Source organism: Yoonia ponticola (genome assembly GCF_014199395.1).
Lineage (GTDB): Bacteria > Pseudomonadota > Alphaproteobacteria > Rhodobacterales > Rhodobacteraceae > Yoonia > Yoonia ponticola.
This window is the reverse complement of the sequence record NZ_JACIJM010000007.1, coordinates 48,737-66,158: the sequence shown is the minus strand read 5'-3', so window position 1 is coordinate 66,158 and position 17,422 is coordinate 48,737. Positions and strand designations below refer to the sequence as shown.

At 57.8% G+C, this 17,422-nt stretch carries 23 protein-coding genes; 7 read left to right on the top strand and 16 right to left on the bottom strand.

Going from position 1 to position 17,422, the window contains the following annotated elements; translation table 11 throughout:
• Positions 1-77 precede the first annotated feature (77 nt).
• Together FHS72_RS12780 and FHS72_RS12775 are read left to right on the top strand one after the other, a co-directional pair.
• Entirely contained in the window at positions 78-1,457 is a 1,380-nt protein-coding gene (locus tag FHS72_RS12780) for a leucyl aminopeptidase family protein (RefSeq protein WP_183529730.1), read from the top strand.
• The gene (locus FHS72_RS12775; RefSeq protein WP_183529728.1) at positions 1,454-2,281 is read left to right on the top strand and encodes a C40 family peptidase; all 828 of its coding nucleotides are present in this window, start codon (positions 1,454-1,456) and stop codon (positions 2,279-2,281) included. The genes FHS72_RS12780 and FHS72_RS12775 overlap by 4 nt, the downstream gene beginning before the upstream one ends.
• Positions 2,282-2,332: 51 nt before the next feature.
• On the opposite strand, the gene FHS72_RS12770 is transcribed toward FHS72_RS12775, so the two are convergent.
• The 4 genes from FHS72_RS12770 to FHS72_RS12755 form a co-directional block, all read right to left on the bottom strand.
• Complete coding sequence (locus FHS72_RS12770; protein ID WP_183529726.1) at positions 2,333-2,665, bottom strand: DUF2794 domain-containing protein; 333 nt, start codon at positions 2,663-2,665, stop codon at positions 2,333-2,335.
• Positions 2,666-2,938: 273 nt separating this feature from the next.
• Positions 2,939-3,235, bottom strand: a complete 297-nt coding sequence (locus FHS72_RS12765; protein ID WP_183529724.1) for an I78 family peptidase inhibitor — start codon at positions 3,233-3,235, stop codon at positions 2,939-2,941.
• The gene (locus FHS72_RS12760) at positions 3,226-3,519 is read right to left on the bottom strand and encodes a hypothetical protein (RefSeq protein ID WP_183529722.1); all 294 of its coding nucleotides are present in this window, start codon (positions 3,517-3,519) and stop codon (positions 3,226-3,228) included. Before FHS72_RS12760 ends, FHS72_RS12765 begins: the two co-directional genes overlap by 10 nt.
• Positions 3,510-3,785 (bottom strand): I78 family peptidase inhibitor, encoded by a 276-nt coding sequence (locus tag FHS72_RS12755; RefSeq protein WP_183529720.1) that lies wholly within the window; start codon positions 3,783-3,785, stop codon positions 3,510-3,512. Before FHS72_RS12755 ends, FHS72_RS12760 begins: the two co-directional genes overlap by 10 nt.
• 113 nt (positions 3,786-3,898) lie before the next feature.
• Here FHS72_RS12755 and FHS72_RS12750 point away from each other — a divergent pair, with 113 nt between their 5' ends.
• A complete protein-coding gene (locus FHS72_RS12750; protein WP_183529718.1) occupies positions 3,899-5,011 on the top strand; it encodes an S-(hydroxymethyl)glutathione dehydrogenase/class III alcohol dehydrogenase in 1,113 nt (370 codons plus the stop codon).
• 114 nt (positions 5,012-5,125) lie between these two features.
• Entirely contained in the window at positions 5,126-6,103 is a 978-nt protein-coding gene (mbfA, locus tag FHS72_RS12745) for an iron exporter MbfA (RefSeq protein WP_183529716.1), read from the top strand.
• A gap of 4 nt (positions 6,104-6,107) precedes the next feature.
• Here the strand turns inward: mbfA and FHS72_RS12740 are convergent, their stop codons facing one another.
• The 6 genes from FHS72_RS12740 to FHS72_RS12715 are packed head-to-tail and all read right to left on the bottom strand — an operon-like array spanning position 6,108 to position 10,779.
• Positions 6,108-6,686 (bottom strand): GNAT family N-acetyltransferase, encoded by a 579-nt coding sequence (locus FHS72_RS12740; RefSeq protein ID WP_183529714.1) that lies wholly within the window; start codon positions 6,684-6,686, stop codon positions 6,108-6,110.
• Positions 6,687-6,695: 9 nt separating this feature from the next.
• On the bottom strand, positions 6,696-7,913 hold the full coding sequence (locus FHS72_RS12735; protein ID WP_246414668.1) for a molybdopterin-binding protein: 1,218 nt from the start codon (positions 7,911-7,913) through the stop codon (positions 6,696-6,698).
• 47 nt (positions 7,914-7,960) lie between these two features.
• On the bottom strand, positions 7,961-8,776 hold the full coding sequence (locus FHS72_RS12730; RefSeq protein WP_343042685.1) for a molybdopterin guanine dinucleotide synthesis: 816 nt from the start codon (positions 8,774-8,776) through the stop codon (positions 7,961-7,963).
• Positions 8,773-9,264, bottom strand: a complete 492-nt coding sequence (gene mobB, locus FHS72_RS12725) for a molybdopterin-guanine dinucleotide biosynthesis protein B (protein ID WP_183529712.1) — start codon at positions 9,262-9,264, stop codon at positions 8,773-8,775. The genes FHS72_RS12730 and mobB overlap by 4 nt, the downstream gene beginning before the upstream one ends.
• Entirely contained in the window at positions 9,261-9,842 is a 582-nt protein-coding gene (mobA, locus tag FHS72_RS12720; protein ID WP_183529710.1) for a molybdenum cofactor guanylyltransferase MobA, read from the bottom strand. The genes mobB and mobA overlap by 4 nt, the downstream gene beginning before the upstream one ends.
• A 58-nt stretch (positions 9,843-9,900) precedes the next feature.
• A complete protein-coding gene (locus FHS72_RS12715; RefSeq protein ID WP_183529708.1) occupies positions 9,901-10,779 on the bottom strand; it encodes a formate dehydrogenase accessory sulfurtransferase FdhD in 879 nt (292 codons plus the stop codon).
• 61 nt (positions 10,780-10,840) lie between these two features.
• On the opposite strand from FHS72_RS12715, the gene FHS72_RS12710 reads away from it, so the two are divergent.
• Both FHS72_RS12710 and FHS72_RS12705 read left to right on the top strand, forming a co-directional pair.
• Positions 10,841-11,545, top strand: a complete 705-nt coding sequence (locus FHS72_RS12710; RefSeq protein WP_183529706.1) for an AzlC family ABC transporter permease — start codon at positions 10,841-10,843, stop codon at positions 11,543-11,545.
• Complete coding sequence (locus FHS72_RS12705; RefSeq protein WP_183529704.1) at positions 11,542-11,877, top strand: AzlD domain-containing protein; 336 nt, start codon at positions 11,542-11,544, stop codon at positions 11,875-11,877. The genes FHS72_RS12710 and FHS72_RS12705 overlap by 4 nt, the downstream gene beginning before the upstream one ends.
• Here FHS72_RS12705 and FHS72_RS12700 read toward each other — a convergent pair.
• The 5 genes from FHS72_RS12700 to FHS72_RS12680 form a co-directional block, all read right to left on the bottom strand.
• On the bottom strand, positions 11,874-12,440 hold the full coding sequence (locus FHS72_RS12700) for a hypothetical protein (RefSeq protein ID WP_183529702.1): 567 nt from the start codon (positions 12,438-12,440) through the stop codon (positions 11,874-11,876). The two genes, FHS72_RS12705 and FHS72_RS12700, sit on opposite strands and share 4 nt — an antisense overlap.
• A gap of 2 nt (positions 12,441-12,442) precedes the next feature.
• A complete protein-coding gene (locus tag FHS72_RS12695) occupies positions 12,443-12,577 on the bottom strand; it encodes an aa3-type cytochrome c oxidase subunit IV (RefSeq protein WP_183529701.1) in 135 nt (44 codons plus the stop codon).
• A 73-nt stretch (positions 12,578-12,650) separates the two neighbouring features.
• Entirely contained in the window at positions 12,651-13,118 is a 468-nt protein-coding gene (locus FHS72_RS12690; protein ID WP_183529944.1) for a DUF6173 family protein, read from the bottom strand.
• 102 nt (positions 13,119-13,220) lie between these two features.
• The gene (locus FHS72_RS12685; protein WP_183529699.1) at positions 13,221-14,249 is read right to left on the bottom strand and encodes an MBL fold metallo-hydrolase; all 1,029 of its coding nucleotides are present in this window, start codon (positions 14,247-14,249) and stop codon (positions 13,221-13,223) included.
• Positions 14,250-14,272: 23 nt separating this feature from the next.
• Positions 14,273-15,976: an acyl-CoA dehydrogenase gene (locus FHS72_RS12680; protein ID WP_183529697.1), complete on the bottom strand. Its 1,704-nt coding sequence runs from the start codon at positions 15,974-15,976 to the stop codon at positions 14,273-14,275.
• Between the two features lie 113 nt (positions 15,977-16,089).
• Between FHS72_RS12680 and FHS72_RS12675 the strand changes: the two genes are divergently transcribed.
• A complete protein-coding gene (locus tag FHS72_RS12675) occupies positions 16,090-17,040 on the top strand; it encodes an L-threonylcarbamoyladenylate synthase (RefSeq protein ID WP_183529695.1) in 951 nt (316 codons plus the stop codon).
• A gap of 50 nt (positions 17,041-17,090) precedes the next feature.
• Here the strand turns inward: FHS72_RS12675 and FHS72_RS12670 are convergent, their stop codons facing one another.
• Positions 17,091-17,417: a hypothetical protein gene (locus FHS72_RS12670; protein WP_183529693.1), complete on the bottom strand. Its 327-nt coding sequence runs from the start codon at positions 17,415-17,417 to the stop codon at positions 17,091-17,093.
• Positions 17,418-17,422: the final 5 nt, after the last annotated feature.

Sequence of the window (17,422 nt, the reverse complement as noted above, 5' to 3'; positions counted from 1 at the left end):
CGGTCCGTCACGATCATCCTTGCAGCGCCCACGTGGGTTGCTAGTCTGGCGTTAAATGCCCGAACTAGGATAAAAATATGTCGCTGACGTTTGCCCGCCAAGATGCAGAAAGCATCCCTCTTCACGTGATTCCTTCTGAAAATTTGGATGCGATTCCTGCCGAAGCCCGTGCTTGGGCTGATGCCAATGGATTTGACGGTAGCTTGGGCCAAACGCTAGCCGTGCCGGGGAATGACGGCGCGATTGCATTTGCTTTGGTCGGTTATGGAACGGCAAAAGCCCGCGCCCGTGGTCGGTTTCAAGTGTCTGCTGCCGCGCGCACGCTACCTGTCGCGACCTATCATATTGCGGCTGGCCTGTCGGGATTGGCGCTAGAGGAAACAGTGCTTGGGTGGCTGTTGGCGAGCTACAGTTTTGACCGCTATGTGGCCCCTGCGAAACCCGTTGCGCGTCTGAAAGCCCCTGAAGGCGTTGATGCTGCAAGGTTAGAGGTTATCGCGGCTGGCGAGGCATTGACCCGCGATTTGATTAATACCCCAACGGCGGACATGGGACCGGGCGATCTGGAAGCCGCGACCCGTAATTTGGCGGATCAACATGGCGCTGCTGTGAACGTGATTGCAGGCGAGGATCTGTTGACCCAGAATTTCCCGATGATCCACACGGTTGGCCGCGCTGTTGGCCCTGATCCACACCGCGCCCCGCGTTTGATCGACATGACATGGGGTGATGCAGGTCCGACGCTGACGTTGGTCGGTAAGGGCGTTTGTTTCGACACGGGCGGGCTGAACATCAAACCCGGTGCGTCGATGGGCCTGATGAAAAAAGACATGGGCGGATCGGCGACGGTGCTAGGTTTGGCGCATATGATTATGGGGCTGAAATTGCCGCTGCGTCTGCGTGTTCTGATCCCTGCGGTTGAAAATAGCATTGATGGGACCGCGTTCCGGCCCCAAGATATCCTGACATCGCGCAAAGGCCTGACGGTCGAAATTAACAATACCGATGCCGAAGGGCGGCTGGTGCTGGCGGATGCGCTTGCACTTGCGGACGAGACGACGCCGGATTTGGTGATCTCAATGGCGACGCTGACGGGCGCTGCGCGTGTGGCAGTTGGGCCGGACATTTCGCCGTATTTCACCGACACCCCGAAATTCGCCCAAGCGTTGGAAAACGTCGCGAATGACGTGGCCGATCCTGTCTGGCGGTTGCCCTTCCACGAACCCTACGAGGCGATGATCGAACCGGGGATCGCTGATCTCGACAACGCGCCCAAAGGCGGATTTGCTGGCACGATCACGGCGGCCCTATTCCTGCGCCGCTTTGTGCAATCACCCTACATGCATTTCGACGTCTACGGCTGGAACCCTGCCGCGGCTCCAGCGCGACCCAAAGGCGGCGTTGGCATGGGCGCACGGGCAATCCTCGCGGCGCTACCAGCGATGCTCGACCTATGAGCGATAGACGTCTCACGCCCGCCAACGGCAGGGTCGCGGCCAAGCACCTGAAAGGCATCGTGCCAGCGGATGCTTACGTCGATGGCATTCCGCAACGGATCACACAGCCGATTGTGGATATTTGCGCAAAGCCCGAAGGCAAGCGTGATCGGCAGCTTTTGCTGGGGGCAGGGGTGAGCGTGTTTGAAAACCTGAACGGCTGGGCTTTTGTGCAGTCCGATGCCGATGGCTACGTGGGTTATGTGCCAAGCAGTGCAGTTGCTGATGTTGACACGCCGACATTCCGGATCGCGACCACGGCAACGCACGCTTACGAGACCGAGAGCTTCAAATCATCCGACCTGATGCGCCTGACTTTTGGTGCGCAGGTGCAGGTGATTGATGAACGTCATAAAATGTATGAGACGCCGCAGGGGTTCATCCCTAAGAAACATTTGCGCCCGCTGGATCGCCCCTTTGCTGACCCTGTCACTGTCGCGCAGCTCTATTTCGGGACGCCGTATCTTTGGGGCGGCAACAGCACGATTGGCGTCGATTGTTCTGGCCTCGTGCAGGCAGGGCTGCAGTCCTGCGGTATGTTCTGTCCCGGTGATAGTGATCTGCAGCAAATGGAACTGGGACAAGACATAGCGCCAGACGCACCATTACAGCGCGGTGATCTGATGTTCTGGAAAGGGCACGTCGGGATCATGGTCGATGCGGATGTGATGCTGCATGCGAACGCGCATCATATGGCCGCGACCTATGAACCAATCACGGCCGCGATCATCCGTATCAAGGCGCAAGGCGATGGCGATGTGACCGCGCGTAAACGGCTGACATAGGGGCACCCCGCCCGCCCTTCATTTCGCCAAAACAACTCAAATTCTGCGGTTTCAATCCACGATTCGGATCAATTTCCGCTCTAACACCCGCAACACGGATTTCAGGTCGTTGCCGCGTTTCAAGACCTGACCGTCAATGCCGACCAGCGCATATTGTCCTTGCTTCATCCGCAGTTTGGGCCGCTTTTCGATTTTGTAGATCGGGTTCTCGGCTGTGCGTTTGAATATCGAGAAGACCGCGAAATCGCGTAGCGATGAAATGCCGTAGTCCCGCCATTCGCCTGCAGCAACCATGCGTCCGTAGAGCGACATGATCACGGACAGTTCAGTCCGGTGAAATGAGACCTGTTCGGGAAAGGGCTGGTGAAGTTGGGTGAATGTCATGTGTCTTAGTTTGGGGCATTCAGGCGGGGAATCAAGCCCGTTTGAAGCTGCGCCCCAATCTCGCCACAAAATGAACGGCAGATTGCCCTTTGCCGACCCTCTTGCCGCCATGCGGGTCCGTCAAACACTTAGTCAGCAAAGTGCTACTCCGGTGTTGCATTCGATAGCCCCCACCCAGTGTGCGACACCGGAGACTTTGTGAACCCCCAAAGCCCGCAAGCGACCCAGCCATAGCAGTGGCAGGGGTATTTGCGTTCAGATGTTTGCTTGGTCTTAGCCGCAGACGATGCGTCGGATATTGCCGGACGCTCCGATTTCAAAGCTCATCCGCTCGGGCAGGTATTCTTGGCTCGCGACCGTGCCGGGTCGGATGATCCGGATTTCGCCGGGTCGGAAACCGCGTTCCAAGACAAAGGCGTCTTGCCCGATGATGCCTGCGTACCGCGCAGCACCACAGCTGTCGTTGATGCCCGTGGGGATCGGGTCGGCGACGGGTGGTTCGCTGATCGCGGTTGCAGGGATACAGGCCGTGGTGAGTGTGCCTAACATGGCAAGAATAATTAACCGCATGTGATTGATCGGATCCGCTCGTCCGCTCCTATGTTAAAGTTGATGCGCACCGGACGTAGGGCGTCGGCGGTAGGTGTATTGGGTCTGGTCACGCGGACTTGGCGTAGGATCAGCACCCGTTCAAGCGAGGTTGCGTCTTGTCCAACCAGATAACCGTAGGGTGCTGCGCCGCATGTATCTGCTGCGGGTGCGGGGACCGGATCGACGGGCGCAAGTGCTGCTGGCGGCCGTGTGCTACAGGCTGCAAGCGCGCAGAGGCACAGGATGGATGCACCTATCCGCATGACAAACCGATGATCAGGCCGTCCGCGTTGGTTTCGATATTCAACCGATCTGCCACAAAATCCATGGTGACGGCATCGTTCGGCCCGATCACGCGGTCATTGAGGTCCGCAGGCAATGTGACAGCCGCGATGTTGGCCCCCAAAAGCGCCGTATGTCTCTGCGCCCCGCAAGGGTCGGTTTCATCGACAGGATCGCTGACAACATCGGCGCAACCTGCGAGTAGCGTCGTCATAAGGCACAAGCCGGGAATGATGGTATTTTTCATGCACCTACTTTGCCGCGACCTGCTTTGCCTTGGCAAGCCCCGACTGCACCCTTGAAACTGAAACTCTTTGCTATCAAGACTGGCCCCGATACAAATTTGGAAAGGTCACGCCCATGCGTACTCGTGCAGCTGTCGCCGTAGCGGCCGGAAAACCCCTTGAAATCATGGAGGTCAACCTTGAAGGTCCTCGCGCTGGCGAAGTGCTGGTCGAGATCAAGGCAACTGGCCTGTGCCATACAGACGAATTTACCCGTTCTGGTGACGATCCCGAAGGCATCTTTCCCGCGATCTTGGGTCACGAAGGCGCTGGTGTTGTGATCGAAGTCGGTGAAGGTGTGACGTCGTTGGAAGTGGGCGATCACGTGATCCCGCTTTACACGCCGGAATGTCGCGAATGCGAATATTGTCTGAACCCGAAAACGAACCTGTGCCAATCGATCCGTAGCACGCAGGGCGCTGGGCTGTTGCCTGATGGTTCGACACGGTTCTCGATGCTGGATGGTACGCCGATCCACCACTACATGGGCTGTTCTACGTTTGCGAACCACACGGTTGTTCCTGAAATCGCGCTTGCGAAGGTCCGCAAAGACGCCCCGTTTGATAAGATTTGCTACATCGGTTGTGGTGTCACGACAGGTATCGGCGCTGTGATTAACACGGCGAAGGTCGAGATCGGATCGACCAGCATCGTCTTTGGTCTGGGTGGCATCGGTTTGAACGTGATCCAAGGGCTGCGCCTTGCAGGCGCTGACCAGATCGTTGGCGTTGATCTAAACCCGAGCAAAGTGGAAATGGCGACGCATTTTGGCATGACCGATTTCGTGAACCCGTCGGACGTTGAAGGCGATTTGGTAGCGCATCTGGTTGAACTGACAGGCGGCGGTGCTGACTATACCTTCGACGCGACGGGCAACGTGAATGTCATGCGCACAGCCCTTGAGGCGGCACACAAAGGCTGGGGCGAGAGCATCATTATCGGCGTGGCCCCTGCTGGCGCTGAAATTTCCACCCGTCCGTTCCAATTGGTCACGGGTCGTAGCTGGCGCGGGACCGCGTTTGGTGGCGCGTCTGGCCGGACTGATGTGCCGAAAATCGTTGATTGGTACATGGATGGCAAAATCGAGATCGACCCGATGATCACGCACAAATTGAAGCTGGAAGACATCAACCACGGCTTTGAATTGATGCACGAAGGTAAATCCATTCGGGCTGTGATCGAATTTTAAGACTGCCGTTATAGGTGGTGAAAGGGGCGCAGTACGCGCCCTTTTTGCGTTCATGGGGGGCTTGTCTTGGGCGGGCGGCCTTCTATATTAGAATCATTCTAAAAGAGGTGCGCTATGATTCCCGGATTTGCTAATCGTCGTCAGTTTAAAGACCTGTCAGAGCAAGAAATCCTTGCGCTGGCGATTTCGTCTGAAGAAGACGATGCGCGGATTTATCGTCAATATGCGCATATGTTGCGCGACGATTATCCGGCGTCTGCCGCGATTTTTGACGGGATGGCAACCGAGGAAGACGGGCACCGCCAACGTTTGATCGACTTGCACACGCAGCGGTTTGGCGATGTAATTCCGCTGATCCGCCGTGAACATGTTGCTGGATATTACGCCCGCCGTCCGGTGTGGTTGGTTGAGAATCTGTCGTTGGATAGCGTGCGCGGTGAAGCGGCGCAGATGGAACACGACGCGCAGCGGTTCTATGAAAACGCGGCCAAACGGGTCACGGATGCCGCGACGCGCAAATTGCTTGGTGATTTGGCAGCGGCAGAGGCAGGCCATGCGGATCGTGCCAGTGAATTGACCGAAGAGCATTTGGACAAGGATGCGAAAGAGCAAGAAGACGACGCCGCGCACCGCCAGTTTGTGCTGACATGGGTGCAACCAGGCTTGGCGGGTTTGATGGACGGGTCCGTGTCGACGCTTGCGCCGATTTTTGCGGTGGCTTTCGCGACGCAAAACACATGGACGACGTTCTTGGTTGGCTTGGCAGCGTCCGTGGGCGCCGGCATTTCGATGGGCTTTACCGAGGCCGCATCAGATGACGGGCAGATTTCGGGGCGCGGATCGCCCTATAAACGCGGTCTGTCGGCGGGTGTGATGACAACGCTTGGTGGGCTGGGTCATGCGTTGCCATACTTGATTACGGATTTTTGGACGGCGACAATCATTGCGTTGATCGTTGTGTTTGTTGAACTTTGGGCGATTGCGTGGATTCAAAACCGCTATATGCAGACGCCGTTTATGAAAGCCGTGTTTCAGGTCGTGCTGGGCGGTGCATTGGTGTTTGCTGCGGGTGCGTTGATTGGTTCTGGCTGACGCGTCAGAGCTTTTTAACCATCGTCGTGACGCTGTGAAATTTGAAGATATGCCTGAGCGGGCCGAGTTTCGTGGTATCCGTTGGCGCAAAGCCGTGGCGTTCATATAGCGCCTTAGCACGCGGATTGGTGTCGATCACATCAAGGCGCAGCGATGGATAACCCCGTTGATGCCCTTCGTTCATGATCGCCACCAGCAAGGCGCTGCCGACCCCTTTCCCACGGGCGGCGGGCGCTACAAAAATGCCGTCCATCAGAAAACGCCGATTTTCGGTGTCGCGTTCGAGTAGGGATAGCAATACCGCCCGCCAGATCGCGCCCAAATGCCCGTAGATCGCGGCAAAGTCGCTATATGTGCCGCCGACAAGCGCACCTTTGTTGGTTTTGAACCCGACAACGCCCAGTAACGTCCCGTCATCATCAACCGCGGAAATAGCATGGCGCGAATCAATGACGCGTAAAATATAGGCCATCGCCTTGGGCTCTGGGCCCATCACGGTGCCGAGTTTTTCCCCAAATGCCCCCCAGTAAAGCGCCGCGGCTTGCGCCTTGGCCCCTCTGGGAATGCCCATTTGTATTCGCATGTCCCGTCCTTACAACCCCATTTCGCCAAACGGAATGTAGGTCACGGGCGTTCCGATATCAATTGCGACGGCTTCGTCCGGCAAAGCCACCAATCCGGTTGCCCAACTCAGACCAGAAACGCGACCTGACCCTTCGGAGCCGAAGATTTCGGCGCTGCCTTCGGGGGTCATGCGGGCGCGCAGATATTCTTGGCGTCCCCCCTTTTTGTTTTTGCGAAACGCGGCAGGGATTTTGTAGCTGACGGGGTCGACCCAACCGGCACCCGCAAGGACGGAAAGGGCAGGGCGGGCGAAAAGCAGGGCGCAAACGGCGGCTGCAACGGGATTGCCAGGCAAGCCGAAGACTGGTGTTTTGTTCCAGATACCCAGCGCCAAAGGGCGGCCCGGTTTGATCGCGATGCGCCAAAGCGCGAGCGATCCGGTGTTTTGCAATAGCGCGGAAATATGATCCTCGTCGCCTGCTGACGCGCCGCCGGAGGTTAGGATCACGTCGCAATCGCGTGCCGCTTGATCAAGGGTTGCTTTGATCGTGTCGCGGTTATCCGGTGCGATGCCAAGGTCGCGCACGTCGTAGCCCCAGCGCGTGATCGCCGCGCAAAGCATGGAACGGTTGGCGTCGTAAATCTTGCCAGGGCAAGCCATTGCACCCGGTTCGAGCAGTTCGTCGCCCGTCGATAAAATGCCGACGCGCAGACGTTTTCGCACGTTCAAACGGCCCACGCCTGCAGACGCAAGCGTTGCCAAATCGCAAGGTTTTAGTTTGTGTTGACCGGGCAGGATGATCTGGCCGCGTGCCATGTCTTCGCCCGCTTGCCGCGCGTTTGAACCGGTTTTCAGCGGTCCATTGAACGCAATCGCCTTGCCGTCTGTTGTGATGTCTTCTTGCAGGATGATCGTGTCGGTGCCCTGCGGCACGTCAGCGCCCGTGAGAATGCGAATGGCATGTCCGGCGGGCACAACGCCAGTGTACGGATCGCCAGCGGCAGAGCGGTCATCGACAAGCGTGAGTTCATGCGCGCCTTCGGGGATCGGGCCGCTGAACGCGTATCCATCAACAGCAGAGTTAGTCGCTGGTGGATGCGCCCGCAGCGCAATCGCGGGGCCAGCGAGGATGCGATTGGCACCTTGGCACAGCGGAATGCCTTCGACACCGCACACCGGATGCAATTTTTCGCGAAGATGTGCCAATGCGTCCGCCACAGGCGTCCAATAGGCGCCTTGAGGCATGGCAAAGCAATCATTGCGAAGTGGTGGCGGTCTAAGTCCCATAGTGGTCAATTTGGCTGTCCGATCCCCAGAATCCAACCCTCAACGGGTGAAGTGATTTGCAAGTCTGCGTGAAGAGTTGTGACTGATTTTTGAGCGAGCGCCTGCGCAGTGGCCTTCACCTGATGTGCGTCTTTGATCATATCTGCGGGTGCGGGGCCTGCAAATAGGGTTGGCCAGATTTCGACAAACGCGATTGGGCGGGTGAGCTGATCGAACGGCCAGATGCTTATTTTATTGGCGAATATCTGTCTAAGGCGGTGCAGGATCGGCAAGCCCATGATGACTTGCGATCCAACGGCGCCAGCACCCGCGAGTTGCCAGCAGGTAAAGCTGCCCTTGGCGCGTGTTTCAACCATGCGCTTTTCGGGGAACGGGTTTTGAGTGCGGGCAAGTCCCTTGCGCGGCAAGTCAGCGATGTCGCGTTTCAGGCCGTTCGCCCAAAATGGGCCAACGCCGGGCAATGTGCGGTTGATCTGGCCCGCGATATCGAATCGATTATTCGCTTTGGGGGAATCTTCGACGCGGTCAGTGAACCATTGCCACAGGGTCAGCGGATCGTCGGTTCCCGTCAGGTGACGGCCAAAGCCTGCGGGGTAGCCGAACGGAAAATCGAACCCGACCAAAGTGCGGCGTTTGGCGGTGAGTTCGGCATCGAGGAAATCAGTGATCCACGAGAAAAAGCTTTGGCGATTACGGAAATAGCGCGGGTCTTCGGAGGTGTCGCTGCGGCTGATGCCCACCCAAATCGCGTCTTTGGTTGGGGTTGGACCGCGATCATTTCCACCGGACCAATCGACCATGACAAAGCTGTCCCAGTTCACAGACCAGTCTCGGCGAGGATGAAATCGGCGATGATGGCCGTGTCGTTCAGGTCAAAAACGGGACGGTCCAGCGTGATCGAGGTGTCGCTGGCGATCGCTTTGATCGTGGGATCGTCAGGGGCAATCAGCGGGTGATTGGTTTCACCGCGATAGGCTTCGATTTTGGGGTGGCTGTCGCGTTTCCAACCTTCGATCAGGATCAAGTCAACTGGGGCCATTTGCGCGAGCAACTCGGACAGGGGCGGCTCTGGTGTGCCGCGCAATTCGGTCATCATCGCCCAGCGGTTGCCAGAGGATAGCACGACCTGATGTGCGCCAGCGGTGCGATGCCTGTGGCTGTCCTTGCCGGGGTGGTCGATGTCAAAAGCATGGTGCGCGTGCTTGAGCGTGGATACGGTAAAACCGCGCCCCGTGATCTCTGTCACCAGCCGTTCCATGAGGCCGGTTTTGCCTGCGTTTTTGTATCCGGCGACACCGAAAATTTTCATAACATGGTTTCCGCTTTTTGCAGGTCTTCGGGGGTGTTGACGTTAAAAAACGCGGCATCGTCGGGGAATTCGGCGGTGCCAGCGTTGTGTTTCTGGGTCCACATAACAACTTTGCGTAATCCGTCGTCAAGCGCTGCCCGTAGGTCGTCGCGCAGGGCAACTGGCCAAAGGCCGAAGGTTGGCTGGCGACCGGATGGCGAGGCGGCAAGTGCGAGGCCATTTGTCTCGCCCGCAAGCAACAGTTGCGGGGTCAGGTCGCAAGGAAAGAACGGCGTGTCAGCGGCGGCGGTGATGATGTGGGTATGCCCCAACTGAGCCGCGTGATCCAAACCAGCAAGGACGCCGGACAAAGGTCCGGCGAAACCTGTGATACTGTCGGCCACAACCGCGATGTTGTAGTCCGCAAAGCGCGTAGCGTCGCCATTGGCGTTGAGAATCACACCGTCGGTTTGCGGCTCTAGGCGGTCGAGGACACGTTTCAGGATGGGCATGCCGCCGAGCGTCAGCAGGCATTTGTCGCCGCCGCCCATGCGCGTGGCTTGGCCACCTGCGAGGATAACACCGAGAGGTTGTTTCATGGATGAGCCTGCGGATTTGAGTTGTTTTGGCGAAATGAAGGGGTGGGGGTGCGTGTGATCATCCGGCTTTGCGCCCTGATTTACGCGGTTCGTCGGCGATTTGGCTCGGATCGGCGTCGCGGATGAGGCGGTGTTCGCCCGAGAGGCAGACGAAGCGTTGGCCTTTCATGCGACCGATCAGGGTCAGGCCGACTTGGTTCGCGATTTCGACGCCCCATGCGGTAAAGCCGGATCGAGATGCGAGTGTGGGAATGCCCATGAGCGCGGTTTTGATCACCATTTCCGAGGTGAGCCTGCCTGTTGTGTAGAGCGTTTTGTCGGCGGCAGAGACGTTTTCGGACAGCATCCAACCTGCGATTTTGTCGACGGCGTTATGGCGGCCCACGTCTTCCATATACACCAGCGGGCGGTTGCCTTGGCAGAGCACCGTGCCGTGGATCGCGCCTGCGGTCAGGTAGAGTGACGGCGTTCGGTTGATGTGTGCTGCGAGCGCATAGAGGTCAGACGTTTTGACGGGCGTATCGGGCAGACGCACGTTTTCCACGCCTTCCATCATGTCGCCGAAGACCGTACCGACGGCGCAACCGCTGGTGCGGGTTTTCTTTTGCAGCTTATCCTCAAACGTTGTGGTGGAGGCCGTGCGCACGACGACGGTTTCCAGTTCTTCGTCGTAGTCGACGCCTGTGACGTCTTCGCCATTCGCGAGCATCCCTTGGTTTTTGAGAAACCCGAGGGCGAGATATTTGGGGTAGTCGCCGATTGTCATGGCGGTCACGATTTCGCGGTTGTTGAGGAAAATCGTAAGAGGGCGTTCTTCGACGACATGCAGCTCGCTGGGATTTCCGTTCTGATCAGTGCCTTGCACGCTGCGCGTCAGCCGTGTGGATGTGGGGTCGGGTGCGATCAGGTAACCGGATGTGTCGTCGAGCTGGGCCAATTGTCATTCCTTCGTGTCAGCGGTAAGCGTGGCGGACCGCACTCTAGCTTAGGCCGAACCCATGTTATCTGCCACTGAGAAATCCGCCTACTTTGCCGGCATCCGCGATGGCTGGCCATTTGTGTTTGTTGCAGGCCCGTTTGCGATGCTGTTTGGCGTCGTGGCGATTGAAGCGGGCTTGAGCCTCGCACAAGCGATGGGTTTTTCGGTGGTTGTGATTGCGGGCGCGTCACAATTCGCAGCCGTGCAGTTGATGGTCGATAACGCGAGCATTGCGCTGGTTTTATTGGCGGCTTTGGCGGTGAACCTGCGGATGGCGATGTATTCTGCAGCCTTGGTGCCGTTTTTGGGAAGCGCGCCGCTGTGGCAACGCGCCTGCGTGTCATACCTTAATTTCGACCAGTCCTATATGGCGTCTGTGGCGCGGTACGAGACCGTGCCGATGACTGTGCCCGAGCGTTTCTGGTTCTTTATTGGTGTTGCGACCCCGATTGCGCCGACTTGGGTTGCGTTTACGGCTGTGGGCGGGCTGGTTGGCACGTCGATCCCGCCGGAATATGCGCTCGATTTTGCATTGCCGATTACATTCCTTGCGATGATTGGCCCGATGCTACGCACGCTGGCCCATGTGGCGGCTGCGTTTGTGTCGATGTGCGTGGGCCTGGTGTTGGTTGGATTGCCGTCAGGGTCCGGCCTGTTGATCGCTGCGGCCTGTGCGATGATCACGGGCGTGATCGTGGAAAGCTGGACGGAGAAACGGACATGACGTTTTCAAACGCTGAGATTTGGCTGACTATTCTGCTCGTGGGTGTTGGCACTTATGTGATCCGGTTTTCGTTTTTAGGTCTGATCGGGGATCGTCCGATGCCTGCGATTGTGCTGCGTTTGCTGCGCTATACGCCCGTGGCCGTGCTGCCCGCGATGGTGGCCCCGCTTGCGTTGTGGCCTGATGCGACGGGTGGGGATGTTGATCCGGTGCGCGTGACCGCGGCCCTTGCAACGCTTGCGATGGGCGTGTGGAAAAAGCATGTTTTGTGGGCGATTGGCGCTGGTGCTGTGACGCTATACGCGGGGCTGTACCTGACGGGGCAGCTTTAGTCCTGTTCACGGACTTCGCGTGTTGCCACGCCCGAGATCGCACCAAACGCGTCGGACAGGTTGTTCGGGAACCATGTGCCGCCGATTGCATCGAATCCCGGTAGTTGGCGCAAAAGCCGCGACGTCGCGCGGGTGCAATGCGCCTTGGGCTCTGCGCCATTTGCAAAGGCAAGCCGCATGGCTTGTTCCGCGACAGGTGCCGGAACTGCGATGTTTTGCACAACGACATAAAATTCGCGGCGCGCATGGTAGGACACATAGGCGCGTTCCACCGCAGGGCTGAACCCGAACAACACATCGTTGCGTTCGGGGCTCACGTCCGCCTCGAAACTGCCAGCGGGATCAAACAAGACGCGCTGGCTGCCGTCGATCAACAGTGCAGAATGGGCGCCGTTGTCAGAGCCGGTATTTTTTACGGTAAACAAGGTCAGCGCGCTAGGTCCGCCGCTGCGATAGGTCGCGGCGTTGACGGCTGCATCAGGTGCCCAAACTGGGTCCGATGAACATGCAGCCAAAGCAAAAGGTGCGCCCACCACAAACGCGCGTCGGGTGAGCGTTGTCATTATTAAGCGCCGATCAGTGCCAACAGGATCAGCAACGCGATGATCACCATGGTGCCGCGAGTTACCATCTTGATAAAGCCGTCGAACGTCTTTTCCTGAACTGTGATGTCCATTTCGCCGATTTTGTGGTCTGCCATGATCTTGGCCCTTCTTGATATATTTGCGCTGTCCTAGCTGATTCAGACTGCGCTGTCACCTGTGTAGGTTAGGTTAAGTTGCCGCATCCGCGTCGCGTTCCAAAGCGGTCGCAAGCTGGAAACCGATGCGATTTGGCTCTGCTTGGTCGACTTTTTTCGGGCTGGACACAAGCATGACGTTCAACTGGCTGACATGTTGGATTAGTTGCGTTTTCGCGCCCGCGCCGTTTGTGCCGTAATATGTCACGATATCGGGGTCAAAATAGCCCAATCCTTCGATCTTCATCACGCCCGCATCGCCGCCGACAAAGCCAAGTCCGACCTCGTGATCGCTATCGAGTTGTTTCTCAAAGTTTTGAATATAAAGGATAATCCGCTCGTAAGCCCATTGTGCTGGGCTTTTCGTCGCGGCGGGTTCTTTCATCGCTTTGGGCAGATCGCCGGTTGAAGGGCAATTCTGGTTGGTGGTGTGGATTTCTTTGATCTTGGGCAGCACATCGTTTTCGAGCGCTTCGGCCGAAGTCACAATTTGATTGTCCATCATCGAGATACCACCGTTGTTTCTTTGATGTCTTACATAGCAAAACTAGTGGAAATATCCGAGACAGAACTCTGTGATGCAAGTTGTTTATCGCGCGCGGACTTAAGTCTGCCACCGCCACGCGCCATCGTCGCCCATGGTGCGGGTTGCAATGTCTGTTTGATGCAGGTGATTTAGGTGCGCGAGCGCCTCGACCAATGCAAGGCCATACGCGCTACGTCCAATTTTGCGTTTGAACAGCGGGGTGAAGCAGTCGCCACCTTTGCGCGGTTCTTTGAGGTGCTCAATGAGGCGGGCCAATGCGCTGTGATGGTTTTCGATCATCTGACGCAGGCGTAGCGGCAGGCCTGTGAATGGCAGCTTGTGCCCCGGTAGAACGAGTTGATCGTCACGGGCGAAGGGTTGGAATGCTTCGCAGGAAGTCAGCCAGTCTTGGACAGGGTCGGCTTCGGGTTCAGTCGGGTAGACGCCCAGATTCGCGCTGATCGATGGCAGTAGTTGATCGCCGCCGATGACGAGGTTGTCATCGCGGCTCCAGAAGGTTGCGTGTTCGGGGGCGTGGCCGTCGCCCATCCGAATGTCCCAGGTGCGCCCGCCAAATTGGATCGTTTGACCATCAGTGATGCGGGTATAGCCCAGCGGAAGGGGATCGACGCAATCGGCAAAATTGAAAGGACGTTCCGCTTTGCGATGCGCGAATTCTTCGTCAGACATGCCCGCGCGTCTGTAAAATTCGAGCGTCTCTTCTGGATAAGTCGGCTGTTCCTCAAGCGTCAGCATCCGCGTCATCAGCCATCCGGTGCGCGGCATCAGCAGCTCTGCGCCTTTGCCGATGAACCATCCTGCGAGACCGACGTGATCGGGGTGGTGATGGGTGACGATAAGGCGCGAAACGGGTTTGCCTTGCAGCGGCCCAGCGAGCAGCGCATCCCAGATTTCTTTGATCCGGTCAGACGAAAATCCGGTGTCGATCACGGTCCAGCTATCGCCGTCGTCAAAGGCAAAGACGTTCACGTGATCCAACGCCATGGGCAGCGGCAACCGCATCCACAACACACCATCCGCGATTTGGATCGCCTCGCCTTCGGCTGGGGGCGTGTCCCACGGGTAGGTGATCAGCGGTGCGGTCATCGGTGGTCCAATCTGGTGGGCGTTTAGGCCGCGAAATCGTCCGGCGTGATCGCCATCAGGTCTGCACTGCCCTCGCGCGTATGCGCCAAAAGACTGGCGTGTTCAGGCAGTAACCGATTGATATAGAAGCGTGCAAGCCGTTCGCGGGCCGCATCACCGGACACTGCAGCTTGAAGGTGCGCATGACCGCCAAGAACACGCGCAAAGGCCCGCAGGTATGGGACGGCGCCTGCGAAACGGTCAGTTAGATCGTCTTGCGACACAAGCCATTCCGTTGTTTCGCGCAGGTTCTCGATGGCTTGCCAGACGGATTCGGCGAGGTTCGGGAATTTCTTTTTCGTGGCGTCCGTGGTTTCTTGGATTTCTTCGAGCAGGGCAAAAGCCGCCTCGCCGCCGTCCATCAGTTTGCGGGCAACAAGGTCCATCGCTTGGATGCCATTTGTGCCTTCGTAGATTGCGGTGACGCGCACATCGCGAGCGTATTGGGCCGCACCTGTTTCCTCGATAAAGCCCATGCCGCCGTGGACCTGAATACCCATGTTGGCGACGTCGATGCCGGTATCGGTGCCGAATGCCTTGCAGATCGGCGTCAGAAAGGCAGCGCGCGCTTTCCATTTCGGCTCGTTCGTGGCGGTAGTCATGTCGATGGCCACCGCGTTCATCAGCGCGATTGCGCGGGCTGCGAACACGTCGGCTTTCATTGTCGCCAGCATCCGGCGCACGTCGGCATGTTCGATGATCGAGCCAGTGCCGCCTGCTTTGCCCTGCTTGCGGTCTTGGGCGTAGGCGATTGCGTGTTGCAGCGCACCCTCAGCGGCACCAAGTCCCTGAACACCGACACCTAGGCGGGCGTTGTTCATCATGGTGAACATAGCTGCGATTCCGCCGTGTTCTGCGCCAATTAGCCAGCCTGTCGCACCGGAATATTCCATTACCGCGGTGGGCGATCCGTGCAGACCCATTTTGTGTTCTAGCGACACAACCTTCAGGTCATTGCGCTTGCCCGGATTGCCATCCGCGTCAGGGATCAATTTTGGCACCATGAACAGGCTGATACCTTTGGTGCCTGCGACACCATCGGGCAAACGCGCAAGCACGAGGTGACAGACGTTTTCGGTAAAGTCGTTGTCGCCCCAAGAGATGTAAATCTTTTGGCCGGAAATCGCGTAGGTGCCGTCGCCATTTGGTTCTGCCTTTGATCGCAGCGCACCGACGTCAGAGCCTGCTTGCGGTTCGGTCAGGTTCATCGTGCCGCACCATTCGCCGGAAATGAGTTTTGGCAGATACAGTGCTTTGATCTCGTCAGAGGCGTGATGCTCTAATGCTTCGATCTGGCCTTGGGACATCAACGGGTTCAGTTGCAGCGACAGGCAGGCGCTGGACATCATGTCGTTCACGGCAGTTGTCAGCGTCATCGGCAGGCCCATGCCGCCGAAATCAGGGTCTGCGGAAATGCCGATCCAGCCGCCCTCGGCAATCGCTTTGTAGCCCTCAGCGTACCCAGGCGATGTGCGCACGACGCCGTTTTCCAAAACTGCGGGATGCAGATCACCGGGCCGTTGCAGTGGTGCCAGCACGTTTTCGCACATTTTCGCGGCCTCGGTCAGGATCGCGTCAACCGTGTCGCCCGTTGCGTCGGCGAATAGCTCGGTTCCTGCGACCGCCCCAAAACCTGCGATGTTATCCATCAGAAAACGGATATCTTGGACCGGAGCGCGATATGACATGGGGGCCTCCTAAGGGCGGGTGCGGCTTGGCAAAAACTTGCGCCGCGCCTATGGGTAAATGATGAGCCCAAACTGTGTCATGTCCGGCACCCCATCAACTGAAACGCCACGTCATGAATGAAACCAAGACACTTCGCCTGAATGCTGACGCTGCGGGGATCGCCCAAGCGGTGGATATTTGGCAGCACGGCGGTCTGGTCGCATTGCCGACTGAGACGGTTTACGGGCTGGCGGCAGATGCGCGTGATGATACGGCTGTTGCGCGGATTTACGAGGCAAAGGGGCGTCCGTCGTTTAACCCGTTGATCGTGCATGTGCCTGATATGGCTGCGGCAATGACGTATTGCGATTTCAACGATGACGCGCGGATGCTGGCCCAAGCGTTCTGGCCCGGAGCATTGACACTGGTGCTGCCGATCAAGCCGGACGCAGGCGTGAGCAAGCTGGTGACAGCGGGTTTATCGACATTGGCCATTCGGGTGCCGGATCATGCATTGGCACGAGATGCGTTGACGGCGTTCGGCGGACCCATTGCAGCACCGTCCGCGAACCCGTCGGGGCGGATTAGCCCCACGACGGCGGATCACGTGATGGCCGGCCTTGAAGGGCGGATTGATGCAGTGATTGATGGCGGAGCGTGTCCTGTCGGCGTTGAATCAACGATTGTGAGCTGCGTGGGCGAACCTGTGTTATTACGCGCTGGCGGTGTACCAGCAGAGGCATTGGCCGCGTGTTTAGGGCGTCCGCTGTTGCAATCTGACGATCCCAATACGCCGCAGTCACCGGGACAGTTGGCCTCGCATTATGCGCCGGTTGGGGCGGTGCGTTTGAATGCGACTGACGTGCGTGAGGGCGAAACCTTGCTCGGTTTCGGTAATGTCGCTGCGGACTTGAATCTGTCGAAAAGCGGTGATTTGGTCGAAGCGGCAGCGCGTTTGTTTGATTGCTTGCATCAGTTGGATCAGATGGGCGCGGCCCGCATAGCAGTTTCGCCTATTCCAAATACAGGTCTGGGTGCCGCTATCAATGATCGTTTGCAACGGGCTGCTGCACCGCGCGATTGATCGCGATTTTTCTAGAAAAATCGTATGAATTTTCGCGAAAATTCGGGTCTTTAGCCGGCGTTTTGGCGTTCGATATAGCTGCGCAGTTCTTCTGCTTCGCGCCGTGCTTCGCGTAGACCATCCATTGCGGCCCGCAGTTCTGCTTCGGTTTGTGCGTGCTGGTTTGTCATTTCTGCTTCGCGTTGTTGCAGATACGTGATCGCCTGATCGCGGGTTTCTTCGGCGTCGTGCAGGGATTGCGCCATTTTATCAAGCTCGCCGATTTCGGCTTTTGTCACACGTGTAAACCGGTTGATCAGCCAACTTGCGAACCATCCAAGGGCGAAGGCCACAAAGAGAATAATCGCGGTGGCAATGATAAATTCGGTTCTATTCACGTCGG